This is a genomic window from Pseudoalteromonas ardens (genome assembly GCF_030125445.1).
GTDB classification, from domain to species: domain Bacteria; phylum Pseudomonadota; class Gammaproteobacteria; order Enterobacterales; family Alteromonadaceae; genus Pseudoalteromonas; species Pseudoalteromonas ardens.
On the sequence record NZ_JASJUV010000011.1, the window covers coordinates 1 to 17,259 of the forward strand.

Consider the following 17,259-nt stretch of genomic DNA (forward strand, 5'->3'; position numbering starts at 1 on the left):
CGTATACTTTTGCAAGTACGTTAGTGATTGCTGCAGTTAGGGTAGTTTTACCGTGGTCAACGTGGCCGATAGTACCAACGTTAACGTGCGGTTTCGAACGTTCAAACTTTTCTTTTGCCATTTTAAAAATTCCTATAAAGAAATTAAAGTCCAGCCCTAAGACCGGACCGAACTAAAATTACTTAACAGCGCGAGCTGCAATAATTGCGTCAGCAACGTTTTTCGCCGCTTCTGCGTACTTGGAAAATTCCATTGAGTACGAAGCTCGACCTTGTGTTGCAGAACGAAGATCAGTTGCATAACCAAACATTTCAGACAGTGGGACCTGAGCATTAACTTGCTTCAGACCACCAAATGAGTCGTCCATACCTTCGATTATGCCTCGACGACGGTTCAGGTCGCCAACGACATCACCCATGTTTGCTTCAGGGGTGGTGACTTCTACCTTCATAACGGGTTCAAGAATCACTGGCTGCGCATCAAGCGCGCCCTTCTTAAAGCCCATTGCGCCGGCAATCTTAAACGCCATCTCGTTTGAGTCAACATCATGGAATGAGCCATCAAACAAGGTAGCTTTCACACCCAGCATAGGATAACCAGCAAGAACACCTTGCTTCATCTGTTCCTGGATGCCTTTGTCAACCGCAGGAATGTATTCCTTAGGTACCACACCACCTACGATTTCATTAACGAATTCGTAAATTGGTGCGTCTTCATCAGCAACTTCCATAGGTTCGAGCTTCAACCAAACGTGACCATATTGGCCGCGTCCGCCTGATTGACGTACGAATTTACCTTCGGCTTCAACCGAACCGCGGATCGTTTCACGATAAGCAACTTGAGGCTTACCTACGTTACATTCAACACTGAATTCACGCTTCATACGATCTACGATGATATCCAGGTGGAGTTCACCCATACCTGAAATAATGGTTTGGCCTGATTCTTCGTCGGTTTCAACTCTGAAAGACGGGTCTTCCGCAGCCAGCTTACCTAGCGCGATACCCATTTTTTCTTGGTCAGCAACGGTCTTAGGCTCTACTGCAACTGAAATCACAGGCTCTGGAAATTCCATACGCTCTAACGTGATAACAGCTTCATGAGCACAAAGCGTGTCACCTGTGGTGACGTCCTTCATACCAATTGCAGCGGCAATGTCCCCGGCGCGAACTTCTTTGATCTCTTCACGCGAGTTAGAGTGCATCTGAACGATACGTCCAAAGCGCTCTTTTTTGCCTTTAACTGGGTTATAAACCGAGTCACCCTGACCTACTGTGCCGGAATAAACTCGGAAGAAGGTAAGCGTACCAACAAATGGGTCGGTGGCGATTTTGAACGCCAGAGCAGAAAACGGCGCATCATCGTCCGCGGGACGCGTTGCTTCGCTTTCATCATCCAGGATACCCTGGATCTCTTTAACCTCTGTTGGAGACGGCATGTATTCAATCACGGCATCAAGCACAGCCTGAACACCTTTGTTCTTGAATGCACTACCACAGCTCATTGGCACAATTTCATTGTTCAATGTACGCTGACGGATCGCGGCCTTAATTTCGGCCTCGCTCAGTTCACCTTCTTCAAGATATTTGTCCATTAGCTCTTCAGACGCTTCTGCGGCAGATTCGAGTAGCTCTGCGCGCCACTCTTCTGCCAGCTCCTGAAGCTCTGCCGGGATCTCTTCATAGTTGAACGTCATACCCTGGTCTTCAGCATTCCAGTTAATGGCTTTCATCTTGATGAGATCGATAACACCTTTAAATTCATCTTCAGCACCAATTGGTAACTGAATTGGCACAGGTGCAGCGCCAAGACGCTTTTTCACCTGATCCACAACGGCCAGAAAGTCTGCACCGGTACGGTCCATTTTGTTGACGAAAATCATGCGAGGTACTTCGTACTTGTTCGCCTGACGCCAAACGGTTTCCGTTTGTGGTTGTACACCTGATGAAGCACATAATACGACTACAGCGCCATCTAGTACACGTAATGAACGTTCTACTTCGATGGTGAAGTCTACGTGTCCGGGAGTATCGATGATGTTTATACGATGCTCATCAAACTGAGCATCCATCCCTTTCCAGAAACACGTGGTCGCAGCAGAAGTGATGGTAATACCACGCTCCTGCTCCTGCTCCATCCAGTCCATAGTTGCGGCACCATCATGCACCTCACCAATTTTGTGAGACAGGCCCGTGTAATAAAGTACACGTTCCGTAGTGGTGGTTTTCCCCGCATCTACGTGAGCACAAATACCGATATTACGGTAACGCTCAATAGGAGTTGTACGTGCCATATTATCCTCTTAAAGGTCTTGGGCAGATTACCAACGGTAGTGAGCGAATGCTTTGTTCGCTTCAGCCATACGGTGAACGTCTTCACGTTTCTTAACCGCAGTGCCTTTGTTGTCAGCAGCGTCGATCATCTCTTGAGCCAGACGAAGGCCCATTGACTTCTCGCCACGCTTACGTGCAGCTTCAACCAACCAACGCATACCTAGTGCGTTGCGACGAACTGGACGTACTTCAACTGGTACCTGGTACGTAGAACCACCAACACGGCGAGATTTAACCTCAACCTGTGGACGTACGTTCTCAAGTGCAGACTCGAAGATTTCTAGGTGCGACTTGCCTGATTTTTCAGCAGCCACGTCTAGCGCACCATATACGATTTTTTCAGCAGTAGACTTCTTACCGTCAAGCATTACTACGTTAACGAATTTAGCAAGAAGCTCTGATCCGAACTTCGGATCTGGAAGAATTTTACGTTGACCTATTACGCGTCTTCTAGGCATTTTCTTTCTCCGGTATCTTCAGGTTCGTCTTACTACGACGAATTCCCAAAACAAAATATATAAATTAAAACTTAAGTGCTTGGCCTTACTAACGGAGAACCATTAGCCCTTAGGACGTTTTGCACCGTACTTAGAACGACCTTGTTTACGGTCATTTACGCCAGCACAGTCCAGCGCGCCACGTACTGTGTGGAAACGCACACCTGGTAAGTCTTTAACACGACCACCACGGATTAGGATAACACTGTGCTCTTGCAAGTTGTGGCCTTCACCACCAATGTAAGATGTTACTTCGAAGCCGTTCGTTAGACGAACACGCGCTACTTTACGTAGTGCAGAGTTTGGCTTCTTAGGTGTAGTTGTATATACACGAGTACATACACCACGCTTTTGAGGACAAGCTTTAAGAGCAGCTGAGTTGCTCTTAGTAACCTTGCTGCGACGTGGCTTACGTACTAGCTGGTTAATAGTTGCCATTAAATAGCTCCTGAATTAATAAAAATTACTACTGAAAAAATCAAATTTCGCCAATTTAAGCGTTCTGTTATTCGAACGAATAAATGGGTGGCGGAATTTTAATGAGCAAAGTTTAACCTGTCAACCAAAACAACTAAAAAGGCAGCGTTAAAGCTGCCTTTTTATTGCAATTGACGTGTTTTTCGTCAATTTTAGTCTTGGCCACCAAGCAAGTCTGCATTTAGTGCGTCTGTCAGTGCCTGAGATGCTTCTTCAGCACTTACAGTTTGCTCTTCAACTGCAGCTTCATTTTGCTTACGACGGTTGATGCGATCTAAGTGGTAAGAGAAACCGGTACCCGCTGGGATCAGACGACCCACGATAACGTTTTCTTTCAGACCACGAAGCTCATCACTCTTACCATTTACTGCGGCTTCAGTCAGGACACGTGTCGTCTCCTGGAACGAGGCTGCAGAGATGAAAGACTCTGTTGCCAGTGAGGCTTTAGTAATACCCATCAGCTGAATTTCGAACTTCGCTGGGATCTTACCTTGTTTCTCTAGCTCACGGTTTGCGATATTAACGCGCGCCACTTCGGCTTGTTCGCCTGCCAGGAACTCACTGTCACCACCATCAAGGATGATACATTTACGTAGCATCTGACGAATGATGGTTTCGATGTGCTTGTCGTTAATCTTTACACCCTGTAGACGATATACTTCTTGTACTTCGTTTACGATGTAGTTAGATACGTCAGTCACACCACGCAGACGTAAGATGTCGTGCGGAGATTCAGGACCATCGGCGATAACTTCACCTTTTGATACCTGCTCACCCTCGAACACGTTCAGCTGACGCCATTTCGGGATCATTTCTTCGTATGCATCACCCTCTTCCGGTGTAATCACCAGGCGCTTCTTACCTTTGGTTTCTTTACCAAAGCTAACGGTACCTGTGATTTCTGCCAGGATTGCTGGATCTTTCGGCTTACGCGCTTCAAACAAGTCAGCAACTCGAGGTAGACCACCCGTGATATCACGAGTCTTCGAACCTTCTTGCGGAATACGTGCCAGAACGTCACCCGGCTGTGCCGTTGCACCATCTGTGATTTCGATGGTGGTAAACGAAGGCAGACGAATTTCCTGCAGGCCACGCTCTTCATTTTCAATGATCAGCTTAGGCTCTTTTGCATTCACCTTAGCAAGGTCTTTAACAACCACACGCGTCAGACCAGTTAGCTCATCTGTTTGTGCTTCAGTGTTAGAATCGTCGATGTCGCTGAACGATACTTTAGACTCGTGCTCGATGATGATTGGGTGACTATGCGGGTCCCAGGTCGCGACAATGTCGTTACCTTTCACTTCTGCACCATCACTCACTGACAATACGGCACCGTAAGGCACTTTATAGCGCTCTTTCTCACGGCCTTGTTCGTCAATAACCGTAATTTCGGTTGAACGTGAGGTGATCACGATCTTGCCGTCGGTATTGATTACGAACTTCGCATTGTGCAGCTTCATGCTACCGTTGTTCTTAACCTGAACGCTGTTTTCTGCAGACGCTCGAGATGCCGCACCACCGATGTGGAAGGTACGCATCGTAAGCTGTGTACCCGGCTCACCGATTGACTGTGCCGCGATAACACCGACAGACTCACCCGCGTTAATGATGTGGCCACGTGCAAGGTCACGACCGTAACACTTAGCACACACACCAAAGTCGTTTTCACAGGTGATAACTGAACGTACTTTTACTTCGTCCACTGAGTGCTCTTCTAACAGGTCACACAGCTTCTCATCAAGCATCACGTTGCGTTCAACCAGCACTTCGTCAGTGCCAGGGATAACCACGTCTTCTGCTACAACACGACCTAATACACGCTCACGCAATGGCTCTACAACGTCACCACCTTCAATCAGCGGCTTCATCACAGTCCCTTCAAGGGTACCACAATCTGTTTCGTTGATGACCAAGTCTTGTGCAACGTCTACCAGACGACGAGTCAGGTAACCAGAGTTCGCTGTCTTAAGTGCGGTATCCGCTAGACCTTTACGCGCACCGTGCGTCGAGATGAAGTACTGTAGTACGTTCAGACCTTCACGGAAGTTTGCTGTAATAGGTGTTTCGATGATTGAACCATCCGGACGTGCCATCAGACCACGCATACCGGCTAGCTGACGGATCTGAGCAGCACTACCACGTGCGCCCGAGTCGGCCATCATGAATACTGAGTTGAAAGAATCTTGCTCTTCTTCTTCACCCTGCGCATTCACAACCGTGTCTTTCGACAAGTTCGCCATCATCTCGCGTGATAAGTTTTCATTAACACGTGACCAGATATCGATAACTTTGTTGTATTTCTCACCCGCAGTTACAAGACCAGACTGGAATTGCTGGTTAATTTCTGTAACTTCAGCTTCTGCCGCTTCGATGATGCCCGTTTTAGTTGGTGGGATTTCCATATCGTTGATACCGATAGAAACACCCGACTTCATCGCGTAGTGGAAACCGGTGTACATCACCTGGTCAGCAAAGATAACGGTATCTTTCAGACCCAGACGACGATAACACTCGTTCAACAGGCCAGAGATCTGCTTTTTACCTAGCGCACGGTTGATTAGTTCAAACGGCAGGCCAGTCGGCATGATCAAAGACAGGATGGCACGACCTACCGTGGTTTCAACCACTTCAGTCACGTCTTTGCGTTCGCCTGTTTCGCCATCAATGTGTACTTCTGCAATACGTACTTTTACGCGTGCGTGTAGTTCTGCAGCGCCAGTACGGTATGCTTTTTCAGCTTCTTTCGCATCTTTGAAGACAATGCCTTCACCTTTTGCATTGATGCGGTCACGCGTCATGTAGTACAGACCCAATACAACGTCCTGTGAAGGTACGATGATTGGCTCACCGTTCGCAGGAGACAGGATGTTGTTGGTCGACATCATTAGCGCACGTGCTTCAAGCTGTGCTTCCAGTGTCAACGGTACGTGTACCGCCATTTGGTCACCATCGAAGTCAGCGTTATACGCCGCACACACTAGCGGGTGCAGGTGGATTGCTTTACCTTCGATTAGTACCGGTTCAAACGCCTGGATACCTAGTCTGTGAAGTGTTGGTGCACGGTTCAGTAGAACCGGGTGCTCACGGATCACTTCGTCAAGTACGTCCCAAACCTCTGGTACTTCGCGCTCTACCATCTTCTTCGCAGCTTTGATGGTAGTCGCCATGCCGCGGCGCTCTAGTTTGCCGTAGATGAATGGCTTGAATAGCTCAAGTGCCATTTTCTTAGGCAGACCACACTGATGTAGTTTCAGTGTAGGACCAACTGTGATTACAGAACGGCCAGAGTAGTCTACACGCTTACCTAGCAGGTTTTGACGGAAACGACCTTGCTTACCTTTGATCATGTCTGCAAGCGACTTCAGAGGACGCTTGTTAGAACCAGTGATCGCACGGCCACGACGACCGTTATCTAATAGTGCATCCACCGCTTCTTGCAACATACGCTTTTCGTTACGTACGATGATGTCTGGTGCCGCTAGGTCAAGTAGACGCTTAAGACGGTTGTTACGGTTGATAACACGACGGTATAAATCGTTCAGATCAGATGTCGCAAAACGACCACCATCCAGTGGTACAAGTGGACGTAGATCAGGTGGCAGAACTGGTAGTACGCTCATTACCATCCACTCAGGGTTGTTACCTGACTGGTGGAATGCTTCCATCAACTTAAGACGCTTAGTAATTTTCTTACGCTTAGTTTCAGAGTTGATAGTCGGCAGCTCTTCACGCATTTCAGCGATTAGCTGACCCAGGTCCAAATCACGTAGCAGATCAAGTACCGCTTCGGCACCCATCTTCGCTTCGAATTCATCACCGTGCTCTTCCAGTGCATCAAGGTACTCTTCTTCACCTAATAGCTGACCACGCTCAAGCGTTGTCATGCCAGGTTCAGTTACTACGAATGATTCGAAGTAAAGTACACGCTCGATATCACGAAGCGTCATGTCCAGCATCAGGCCGATACGAGACGGCAATGATTTAAGGAACCAAATGTGTGCAACTGGACTAGCCAGCTCAATGTGACCCATGCGGTCACGGCGTACTTTAGTCAGTGTAACTTCAACGCCACACTTCTCACAGATCACACCACGGTGCTTTAAGCGCTTGTACTTACCACACAAACACTCATAATCTTTTACTGGGCCGAAGATACGGGCACAGAATAAGCCGTCACGCTCAGGCTTGAAAGTACGGTAGTTAATTGTCTCAGGTTTCTTTACCTCACCGTAAGACCATGAACGCACCATGTCCGGCGAAGCAAGACCAATACGAATTGCATCGAATTCTTCGGTCTTATTTTGTTGCTTCAGAAACTTAAGTAAGTCTTTCACCTTAGCTCTCCTGTCGGAGTTAATCTTGAGGGCAAGCCTGGGCTCGCCCCTTCATTCTTTTCAGTCCGGTCTGGGCCACTTATGTGGCCCGGCGGATCAACTTTCTTCCAATTCGATGTTGATACCCAGCGAGCGGATCTCTTTCAACAATACGTTGAATGATTCCGGCATGCCCGGTTCCATCTTATGGTTGCCGTCTACGATGTTCTTATACATCTTAGTACGGCCGTTTACGTCATCCGACTTAACTGTCAACATTTCCTGTAGCGTGTAGGCAGCACCGTATGCTTCAAGTGCCCATACCTCCATCTCACCGAAACGCTGACCACCGAACTGTGCCTTACCACCCAGCGGCTGCTGAGTAACCAGGCTGTAAGAACCGGTAGAACGTGCGTGCATCTTGTCATCAACAAGGTGGTTCAGTTTCAGCATGTACATGTAGCCAACTGTTACCTGACGCTCAAATGCATCACCAGTACGACCATCATATAGCGTTACCTGACCACTTCTTGGATAACCACCCAGCTCTAGCATGTCTTTGATTTCAGCTTCGCGTGCACCGTCAAATGCTGGCGTTGCGATTGGCAGACCACCTTTCAGGTTGTGTGCCAGACGACGGATCTCATCATCAGAGAAGTTAGCAATATCAACTTTCTGACGGCAATCACCGATTTCGTAGGCTTGCTTGATGAAATCGCGCATTTCGTGCAGTTCACGTTGCTCTTTCATCATGTCTTCAATGCGCTCACCGATACCGCGTGCAGCAAGACCCATGTGAGTTTCAAGGATCTGACCGATGTTCATCCGCGATGGTACACCCAGCGGGTTCAGAACGATGTCTACCGTACGACCTTTTTCATCGTAAGGCATGTCTTCAACAGGCACGATAGTAGAGATAACACCCTTGTTACCGTGACGACCAGCCATCTTATCACCCGGTTGGATGCGACGCTTAACAGCCAGGTAAACCTTAACGATCTTCAGTACGCCCGGCGCCAGATCATCACCTTGGGTGATCTTGCGACGTTTGTTTTCAAACTTCTTATCGTATTCTGCTTTCAGCTCGTCGTACTGCGCAGCCAGTTGCTCTAGTTCAGCTTGCTGCTCTTCGTCAGCCAGGCTTTGCGTTAGTAGCTTTTCAGCGTTCAGATCTGCGATCTTGTCTTCGCTCAAACCAGCACGTACCAACAGATCACGCGCACGAGTCAGAATACCACCTTCAAGGATACGGAACTCTTCGTTGAAGTCTTTCTTCGCTTCGCGAAGCTGCATGTCTTCAACTTCCAGTGCACGCTTGTCTTTCTCTACGCCATCACGGGTAAAGACCTGAACGTCGATAACCGTACCAGATACAGAGTTAGGTACACGTAGCGAGCTGTCTTTCACGTCAGACGCTTTTTCACCGAAAATCGCACGTAGTAGCTTTTCTTCAGGCGTCAGCTGCGTTTCACCTTTCGGCGTTACTTTACCAACCAGGATATCGCCGCCTTTTACTTCAGCACCGATGTATACAACACCTGATTCGTCCAGCTTGCCTAGCGCAGACTCACCAACATTCGGGATATCCGCTGTGATCTCTTCTGGACCAAGCTTAGTATCACGAGCAATACACTGGAGTTCCTGGATGTGGATCGTAGTTAGACGATCTTCCTGAACTACACGCTCTGAAAGTAGGATTGAATCCTCGAAGTTGTAACCATTCCACGGCATGAATGCCACGCGCAGGTTTTGACCAAGAGCCAGGTCGCCCAGGTCAGTCGAAGGACCATCCGCCAGAACGTCACCACGGACAACCGGCTCACCAACCATACAAGTTGGTTTTTGGTTGATACAGGTGTTCTGGTTAGAACGGGTGTATTTCGTCAGGTTGTAGATGTCGATACCCGCTTCACCAGGTACGCGCTCTTCTTCGTTCACGTTTACAACGATACGGCTTGCATCAGCATACTTCACCACACCGCCACGCTTAGCAACAATGGTTACACCAGAGTCTTTTGCCAGCGTACGTTCAATACCTGTACCTACCAGCGGCTTGTCTGCGCGCAGTGTTGGTACAGCCTGACGTTGCATGTTCGATCCCATCAATGCACGGTTCGCATCATCGTGTTCAAGGAATGGGATAAGTGCCGCTGCCACAGAGATAACCTGCTGTGGAGATACATCCATATACTGGATGCTGTCGCTTGGCATAAAGGTTGATTCACCTTTATAACGACATGGGATCAGTTCTTCTGCAAACTGGTTTTCTTCAGTCAGGTTAGTGTTCGCCTGTGCGATTACGAACTGACCTTCTTCAATTGCAGACAGGTAATCAACGTCATCCGTTACAACGCCATCAACCACTTTACGATATGGTGTTTCAAGGAAACCATAATCGTTGGTACGTGCGTACGTAGACAATGAGTTGATCAGACCGATGTTTGGACCTTCAGGCGTTTCGATTGGACAAACACGACCGTAGTGCGTTACGTGTACGTCTCGAACCTCGAAGCCAGCACGCTCACGAGTCAGACCACCCGGACCAAGTGCAGAAATACGACGCTTATGCGTTACTTCTGACAGCGGGTTGTTCTGGTCCATGAACTGAGACAGCTGTGAAGAACCAAAGAATTCTTTAACGGCAGCAGAAATTGGCTTAGCGTTGATCAGATCCTGAGGCATTACATTGTCCAGATCACCCAAGCTCAAACGCTCACGTACAGCACGTTCAACACGTACTAAACCAACGCGGAACTGGTTTTCTGCCATTTCACCTACAGAACGGATACGACGGTTACCTAAGTGGTCGATATCGTCCACATCGCCTTTACCGTTACGGATGTCGATCAACACCTTCATCACGCTAACAATGTCTTCTTTGCTCAGCGTGCCAGGACCTGTGTCAGTATCATAACCAACACGGCTGTTGAACTTCATACGACCAACCGTTGACAAGTCATAACGCTCGTCAGAGAAGAACAGATTGTCGAATAAGGCTTCTGCTGCTTCTTTTGTTGGTGGCTCACCCGGGCGCATCATGCGGTAGATTTCTACCAGTGCTTCCAGACGGTTTGCCGTGCTGTCGATGCGAACGGTTTCTGACATGTAAGCACCGCTGTCTACATCATTGATGTACAGGGTGTCGATTTTTGTGTGACCTGCTTTAACCAGCTCGGCCATCAACTCTAGAGACAGCTCAGCATTCGCTTCAGCAATGATCTCGCCAGTTGATTCATCGATGTAGTTTCTCGCAACCACGCGACCAATGATGTACTCATGCGGTACTTCTAACTGGTCAATGCCCTTTTTCTCGATTGTTTTTATATGACGGGCTGTGATACGGCGACCCTGCTCAACCAGGACTTCACCGTCTGCATCTTTGATATCAAAAGCAGCGGTTTCACCACGTAGTCGAGATGGTACCAATTCCATCATCACTTTGCCGTTAGTCACTTCGAACGCAGTCGTTTCGAAGAACATACCTAGAATTTCTTCTGTTGAGAATTCAAGGGCACGTAGAATGATTGACGCAGGCAGTTTACGACGACGGTCGATACGTACAAACAGGTTATCTTTTACATCGAATTCAAAGTCTAACCACGAACCACGGTAAGGGATCACGCGTGCGTTATATAGTACTTTACCCGACGAGTGTGATTTACCACGGTCGTTATCAAAGAATACACCAGGTGAACGGTGTAGCTGAGAAACGATAACACGTTCAGTACCATTGATAACAAAAGTACCTGTGTCAGTCATGAGCGGGATTTCGCCCATGTAAACTTCTTGCTCTTTAATGTCTTTAACTGTGCCTGGTGCTTCTTTGTCCATTAGCACAAGACGAAGTTTTACGCGAAGTGGAGCAGAAAAAGTCACACCGCGAATTTGACATTCTTTTACATCGAATACTGGCTCTCCAATACGGTAGCTAACGTATTGAAGCTCAGAATTGCCCGAGTAGCTTTTGATCGGGAACACAGAACGGAATGCCGCTTCCAGTCCGGTATCACCATCCGCGTCCGGTGTAATGAACTTTTTGAACGATTCCAACTGCGTTTGCAAAAGGAAAGGTATGTCCAAAACTTGTGGACGTTTACCAAAATCCTTACGGATACGTTTCTTTTCAGAATAAGAGTAAGCCATGGGGTTCCTCAGCTTGCTGATCTTTGACCCAACCTGTTCATGGAGAACAGACTTCATTGGCATCTAAGCCATGATAACAACATCTAATTGTCGTCCTATGAGTCACTCACTTTCAAAATACTTCTAACAGATTGAAAAATAAGAAAAACATAGGAATTTATTGCGCAACAGGAAAGCGTCGCTCTATAGCGCAAAAGGGCCGGTGATTAAATAATCACCAGCCCTTGCCTGATTGCTCAGGCAGCGAACCTAGCAAATGCCAGATTACTTGATCTCAACTTCAGCACCAGCTTCTTCAAGATCTTTCTTAAGTGCTTCAGCTTCTTCTTTAGAAACAGCTTCTTTGATTGGCGCAGGAGCAGACTCAACAAGAGCTTTTGCTTCTTTAAGGCCAAGACCAGTTGCACCACGTACAGCTTTGATAGCAGCAACTTTGTTACCGCCAGCGCCAGCTAGGATTACGTCGAACTCAGTCTTCTCTTCAGCAGCTTCAGCAGGACCAGCAGCAACAACAGCAGCAGCTGCAGTTACACCGAATTTTTCTTCCATTGCTTCAACTAGTTCAACAACTTCCATTACTGACATTTCAGCAATCGCGTCAAGGATTTGGTCTTTAGTTACAGACATTTTAAGTTTCCTAATTAATCACGAACCATGGGGTTCTAAAAATTTATTTGTGAAAGTAAGAAGCGTGCTATTAAGCAGCTGCTTCAGCTTTCTGAACACGTACAGCTTCAATTGTTTTACACAATTTACCAGCTGACGCTTCTTTCATAGCGCTCATTAGGCGTGCAACAGCTTCGTCGTAAGTAGGCAGCTTAGCTAGCATGTCTACGTCTACAACATTGCCTTCAAATGCAGCCGCTTTCAGTTCGAACAACTCGTTCTTCTTCGCGAAATCAGCGAAGATACGAGCTGCAGCACCTGGATGCTCTGAAGAGAAAGCGATTAGGCTTGGGCCCACTAGCGATTCGTTAAGGCACTCATAGTCAGTACCTTCTACAGCGCGCTTAGCTAGGGTGTTACGGACAACTTTCATCCATACGCCTGCTTCACGAGCTTCTTTACGAAGTGCAGTGATCGCATCTACTGTTACACCACGAGAATCTGCAACAACTGCAGACAGAGCACCTTTGGCAGCTTCGTTGACTTCAGCAACAATTGCTTTTTTGTCTTGAAGATTTAAAGCCATGGGTGTTACTCCTGGTTATGATGGGAACATGTCCCAGTTCTACTTTACTCATCGTCTTACGACTTTGAGCTGCTTTTTACGGCGAGAACCAGAAGATTAGGAAAATCTAGCTGGGATTCACACCGTCTACGTAGGGAATTAAGTAACTAGGTTACACCTACGGTCTTGGACGGAAACGCAATTTATCGGATCATTGTAGACTATAAAGTCTGCAAAGTGCCGAAATTATGCGCTTCAACCCGAATTCTTTGCTTCGTTTAGAGCTTAGCTCTCAACGAAAGGGCGCAAAATTATAGTCTAATTTTTACGCCATGTAAACGCTTATCTCTAAATTAAGCCACTTGCGTGTTTAGAGTAGCTTGGTCTACAGCAACACCCGCGCCCATAGTCGTTGAGATGCTTACTTTCTTCACGTAAGTACCTTTTGCTTGTGAAGGCTTAGCCTTCTTAAGCGCAACGATAAGTGCTTCCAGGTTTTCCTGAAGCTGGTTCGCGTCGAAATCAACCTTACCGATAGTGGTGTGGATGATGCCGTTTTTGTCGTTACGGTAGCGAACCTGACCCGCTTTCGCGTTTTTAACTGCTTCTGCAACGTTAGGTGTAACAGTACCAGTCTTAGGGTTAGGCATAAGGCCACGTGGACCTAGGATTTGACCTAGTTGACCAACAACGCGCATTGCATCCGGAGAAGCAACAACTACGTCGAAGTTCATTTCGCCTTTCTTAACCTGTTCAGCAAGGTCTTCCATGCCTACCAGATCAGCGCCAGCTTCTTTTGCTGCGTCAGCGTTTGCACCTTGAGTGAATACCGCTACGCGTACTTCACGACCAGTACCGTGAGGTAGTACAGTTGCACCACGTACGTTTTGGTCAGATTTACGAGCATCGATACCCAGGTTTACAGCAACGTCTACACTTTCAACGAACTTAGCAGTAGCCAGTTCTTTAAGAAGAGCAACAGCTTCGTTGATTTCGTATTCTTTAGTAACATCCACTTTTTCGCGGATAGTACGCATACGCTTAGTTAATTTAGCCATTCTCAATTACCCCTCTACGTTCAAGCCCATTGCACGTGCAGAACCTGCGATCGTGCGTACAGCTGCGTCCATATCAGCAGCAGTAAGATCCGGACGTTTAGTCTCAACGATCTCTTCAAGCTGAGCGCGAGTAACAGTACCCACTTTCTCAGTGTTAGGACGGCCAGAACCAGACTTGATACCAGCTGCTTTCTTAAGAAGGTAAGAAGCAGGTGGAGTTTTCATGTCGAAAGTGAAAGAACGGTCGTTGTAAACAGAAATGATTACAGGAACCGGTGCGCCTTTCTCGATAGACTCTGTACGTGCGTTGAACGCTTTACAGAATTCCATGATGTTTACACCGTGTTGACCTAGTGCAGGACCTACTGGAGGACTAGGATTAGCCATACCAGCAGCAACTTGTAGCTTGATTAAAGCTTCAACTTTTTTAGCCATGATAATACCTCGTTATGTGGGTCTTAGCCTTGTGCGCGCGAGGACGCGTACTCAGACGGCTTCCCAATTAAAAAACTGTCTTTTTGTGCGTCATAGTAATGACATACAAAAAGGCCGCTGATTATAGATTAACCAGCGGCCTTTGGCAATAACTTTTGCTGTTTTAAACAACAAAATTACTTATCTTGTTCAACCTGTCCAAATTCCAGGTCAACCGGCGTAGAACGGCCGAAGATCAGCACTGACACTTTCAGGCGGCTCTTCTCGTAATCCACCTCTTCTACAACACCATTAAAGTCCGCAAATGGACCATCGATAACACGGACCACTTCGCCAGGCTCGAACAAGGTTGCCGGCTTAGGTGCTTCTGCATTTTCCTGCAGACGGTTAAGGATCCGATCTGCTTCTTTTTTGCTAATTGGTGCTGGACGATCTGACGTACCACCCACAAAGCCCATCACGCGTGGTGTGCTGTTCACCAGGTGCCAGGATGCATCATCCATCACCATTTCAACTAACACATAGCCCGGGAAGAATTTACGTTCAGACTTACGTTTTTGTCCGGCACGCATTTCCACAACTTCTTCAGTTGGGACCAGTACTTCACCGAAGTAGTCTTCCAGACCTTCGATTTTAATGTGCTCAAGAATAGTTTGAGCGACGCGCTTTTCAAAACCTGAAAACGCCTGAATTACGTACCAACGTAATTTCTTTTCTTTGTTCTCATCCGACATGGGATCAGATCTCCAATCCAGTTAAAACGCTAACCTGTTACGAGGCCAAACCGGTTAAATAGCCAACTGCACGAAACAGAATGCCATCTAATCCCCACAGGATCAGTGCCATTACTACTGTTGCAGCCATTACGATAAAGGTCGTGTGTGTTGTTTCCTGACGCGTTGGCCAAACTACCTTGCGAACCTCAATTCTAGACTCTTTGGCAAAAGCGATAAAGGTACGCCCTTTCTCAGTTGTTGCGGCAATACCCAATGCTGCACCCACAGCGACCACAACGCCAATTGCGCGCGTCAATACTGAGATATCAGCATACATGTAGTTACCAACAACTGCGCCAGCCAGTAAAACGACTGCCAACATCCACTTTACCGTGTCCATCGAGCTAGACGGGTTTTCAACATTAGTGCTCATAATTTATTTTTACCTTAAATACAGACACAACAACCCTGCATAAAAACAGGGTTAATCCATTTCAATCCAAATTTACAAATAAGCGGTGATGATAAGACCCATTATTTTAGATTTGGACTGATTATAAGAGTGGCAGGGGCGGCAGGACTCGAACCCGCAACCATCGGTTTTGGAGACCGCTGTTCTACCAATTGGAACTACGCCCCTGCAAAGTGGATGCCCATTATACTGACGAACAAACTGAAAACAAGAGTAAAAGATGCGCAAAGCGGTATTTGTGCCAATTTCAGCCAGGCGAAACCCATACTGGGGCTCGCTGTGGAGAAGTTTCTCAGTTAATACAAGCGCAGAGGATCGCCATAGAAGAAGTCACACAACAGCCATATCTGCTCGAAAGGGTGTGAATCTGGCACCACCAGGTGCGCTAGTACACTTTCAAAATCAGCCCGATGCCACATCGGACTGGCATTGCGGATCAACAGCCAGACGCGCTGAGAGTGGTAATGTTTGCCCGCCTTTTGTTTAAGTAGGCGAGCAAGGCCTGTAGCCAACCGCTGTGCACTCGAAGCCTGTGCCATCAAAGCCAGTTCGCGCTGCATGGTGAGTGATAAAGGACGGCCAAGCACGGCCATGGCTTCCGTTTCACTGGCATAAAGATGTGCCACTTCTATATCCAGGCGCGACTGTGCCAGGTAACAGCTGACATCAGGTTTGGCAGGTTGGTTATGCCAGATGTGACGCATCGGCGTGTGAGTCAGCCGCTCATAACTGCGCATGAACAATTTGGCAGCGCCATGCTCCAGCTGCAGTTTTTCCCGCTCACTGTCACGTACTACTGCCTGCTCATGTTTCACACTACTCTCCGCTAGTCTGCACTGTCCAGCTGCCGATGGACATCTTGCAACAAGCTCGACGCGCCAAACCGAAAATGCTCGGCGGTAAGCCAGTTATCACCCATTACTTCTTTTGCAAGTTGTAAGTAATCACTTGCTTGCTCAACACTTTTAACCCCACCGGCGGCTTTAAAGCCAACCGCTTTACCCGACATATGGATCTGCTCCAGCATGACTCTGGTTGCCTCCAGTGTGGCGTTTACCGGCACCTTACCGGTACTGGTTTTGATGAAGTCGGCACCGGCCAGAATCGCGACATCGCTGGCCTGCGCGATTTGTTGCATATTTTCAAGGGCGCCGGACTCAATGATCACTTTCAACTTAGCCTGAGTGCCACACAACTGTTTGCTTGAGCGTACATATTGCCAAGGCGTATCCGGATCACCCGCCTGTAACTGCTGATAAGGCATCACCAGATCAATTTCATCGGCTCCGGCCTGCAACGCCTCTTTTGTTTGTGTCAGCACCTGTTGCAATGAATGCTTGCCACATGGAAAGTTGGTCACAGTTGCCACCTTTACCTCAGTCCAGCCTCGACGACTTAATTCCTGTTTGCACAGCGCGACAAACTGGGGATACACACATACGGCTGCGGGTAGCCCTAATTCGGGACGAATGCTGTCTAACAACGCAATGATGCTGGCCTCGTTATCTTGCTCGTTTAACGACGTCAGATCCATTAATCCAAGCACCTCGCGTGCGACGGCTTGCATTTTCATATTGGTTTCCTTTTAACTGCACCCTGCCTTCTGGACAAGCTGCATCATATGAGTCGGACCTCAACGTTAGC

At 47.7% G+C, this 17,259-nt stretch carries 14 protein-coding genes and 1 tRNA gene; all 15 read right to left on the bottom strand.

Annotation, left to right across the window (positions count from 1 at the left end):
• The coding region (locus QNM19_RS22545; RefSeq protein WP_284023005.1) for a GTP-binding protein at positions 1–121 on the bottom strand (121 nt) is incomplete at its 3' end.
• A gap of 57 nt (positions 122–178) precedes the next feature.
• Positions 179–2,293 (bottom strand): elongation factor G, encoded by a 2,115-nt coding sequence (gene fusA, locus QNM19_RS22550; RefSeq protein ID WP_284027244.1) that lies wholly within the window; start codon positions 2,291–2,293, stop codon positions 179–181.
• Positions 2,294–2,320: 27 nt separating this feature from the next.
• Positions 2,321–2,791 carry a 30S ribosomal protein S7 gene (gene rpsG, locus QNM19_RS22555; protein WP_010387307.1) on the bottom strand — a complete coding sequence of 157 codons (471 nt, stop codon included), beginning with the start codon at positions 2,789–2,791 and terminating at the stop codon, positions 2,321–2,323.
• A 102-nt stretch (positions 2,792–2,893) separates the two neighbouring features.
• The gene (gene rpsL, locus QNM19_RS22560) at positions 2,894–3,268 is read right to left on the bottom strand and encodes a 30S ribosomal protein S12 (protein ID WP_010387308.1); all 375 of its coding nucleotides are present in this window, start codon (positions 3,266–3,268) and stop codon (positions 2,894–2,896) included.
• Between the two features lie 191 nt (positions 3,269–3,459).
• On the bottom strand, positions 3,460–7,641 hold the full coding sequence (gene rpoC, locus QNM19_RS22565; protein WP_010387310.1) for a DNA-directed RNA polymerase subunit beta': 4,182 nt from the start codon (positions 7,639–7,641) through the stop codon (positions 3,460–3,462).
• 96 nt (positions 7,642–7,737) lie between these two features.
• On the bottom strand, positions 7,738–11,763 hold the full coding sequence (gene rpoB / locus QNM19_RS22570) for a DNA-directed RNA polymerase subunit beta (protein ID WP_010387312.1): 4,026 nt from the start codon (positions 11,761–11,763) through the stop codon (positions 7,738–7,740).
• A gap of 264 nt (positions 11,764–12,027) precedes the next feature.
• Positions 12,028–12,390, bottom strand: a complete 363-nt coding sequence (rplL, locus tag QNM19_RS22575; protein ID WP_023400585.1) for a 50S ribosomal protein L7/L12 — start codon at positions 12,388–12,390, stop codon at positions 12,028–12,030.
• A 70-nt stretch (positions 12,391–12,460) separates the two neighbouring features.
• Positions 12,461–12,955: a 50S ribosomal protein L10 gene (rplJ, locus tag QNM19_RS22580; protein WP_010387318.1), complete on the bottom strand. Its 495-nt coding sequence runs from the start codon at positions 12,953–12,955 to the stop codon at positions 12,461–12,463.
• A 332-nt stretch (positions 12,956–13,287) separates the two neighbouring features.
• Positions 13,288–13,992, bottom strand: coding sequence for a 50S ribosomal protein L1 (gene rplA, locus QNM19_RS22585; RefSeq protein ID WP_010387319.1), 705 nt, complete (start codon positions 13,990–13,992; stop codon positions 13,288–13,290).
• Positions 13,993–13,998: 6 nt separating this feature from the next.
• Positions 13,999–14,427 carry a 50S ribosomal protein L11 gene (gene rplK, locus QNM19_RS22590; protein WP_010387320.1) on the bottom strand — a complete coding sequence of 143 codons (429 nt, stop codon included), beginning with the start codon at positions 14,425–14,427 and terminating at the stop codon, positions 13,999–14,001.
• Positions 14,428–14,603: 176 nt separating this feature from the next.
• Positions 14,604–15,161 (bottom strand): transcription termination/antitermination protein NusG, encoded by a 558-nt coding sequence (gene nusG / locus QNM19_RS22595; protein ID WP_010387321.1) that lies wholly within the window; start codon positions 15,159–15,161, stop codon positions 14,604–14,606.
• Between the two features lie 37 nt (positions 15,162–15,198).
• On the bottom strand, positions 15,199–15,576 hold the full coding sequence (gene secE / locus QNM19_RS22600) for a preprotein translocase subunit SecE (protein ID WP_010387322.1): 378 nt from the start codon (positions 15,574–15,576) through the stop codon (positions 15,199–15,201).
• Positions 15,577–15,706: 130 nt separating this feature from the next.
• Positions 15,707–15,783 (bottom strand) — tRNA-Trp (locus tag QNM19_RS22605).
• Positions 15,784–15,911: 128 nt separating this feature from the next.
• Positions 15,912–16,352 (bottom strand): hypothetical protein, encoded by a 441-nt coding sequence (locus QNM19_RS22610; RefSeq protein ID WP_049866123.1) that lies wholly within the window; start codon positions 16,350–16,352, stop codon positions 15,912–15,914.
• An 89-nt stretch (positions 16,353–16,441) separates the two neighbouring features.
• Positions 16,442–17,188, bottom strand: coding sequence for a deoxyribose-phosphate aldolase (deoC, locus tag QNM19_RS22615; RefSeq protein ID WP_049865869.1), 747 nt, complete (start codon positions 17,186–17,188; stop codon positions 16,442–16,444).
• Between the last annotated feature and the right edge of the window lie 71 nt (positions 17,189–17,259).

Bases quoted from the DNA above. Each gene is read 5' to 3' on its own strand.
- rplJ (WP_010387318.1), bottom strand. From the start codon at position 12,955: ATGGCTTTAAATCTTCAAGACAAAAAAGCAATTGTTGCTGAAGTCAAC.
- fusA (WP_284027244.1), bottom strand. From the start codon at position 2,293: ATGGCACGTACAACTCCTATTGAGCGTTACCGTAATATCGGTATTTGT.
- QNM19_RS22610 (WP_049866123.1), bottom strand. From the start codon at position 16,352: ATGCGCAGTTATGAGCGGCTGACTCACACGCCGATGCGTCACATCTGG.
- rplL (WP_023400585.1), bottom strand. From the start codon at position 12,390: ATGTCTGTAACTAAAGACCAAATCCTTGACGCGATTGCTGAAATGTCA.
- deoC (WP_049865869.1), bottom strand. From the start codon at position 17,188: ATGAAAATGCAAGCCGTCGCACGCGAGGTGCTTGGATTAATGGATCTG.
- secE (WP_010387322.1), bottom strand. From the start codon at position 15,576: ATGAGCACTAATGTTGAAAACCCGTCTAGCTCGATGGACACGGTAAAG.
- rpsG (WP_010387307.1), bottom strand. From the start codon at position 2,791: ATGCCTAGAAGACGCGTAATAGGTCAACGTAAAATTCTTCCAGATCCG.
- rplK (WP_010387320.1), bottom strand. From the start codon at position 14,427: ATGGCTAAAAAAGTTGAAGCTTTAATCAAGCTACAAGTTGCTGCTGGT.
- rplA (WP_010387319.1), bottom strand. From the start codon at position 13,992: ATGGCTAAATTAACTAAGCGTATGCGTACTATCCGCGAAAAAGTGGAT.
- rpsL (WP_010387308.1), bottom strand. From the start codon at position 3,268: ATGGCAACTATTAACCAGCTAGTACGTAAGCCACGTCGCAGCAAGGTT.
- rpoB (WP_010387312.1), bottom strand. From the start codon at position 11,763: ATGGCTTACTCTTATTCTGAAAAGAAACGTATCCGTAAGGATTTTGGT.
- nusG (WP_010387321.1), bottom strand. From the start codon at position 15,161: ATGTCGGATGAGAACAAAGAAAAGAAATTACGTTGGTACGTAATTCAG.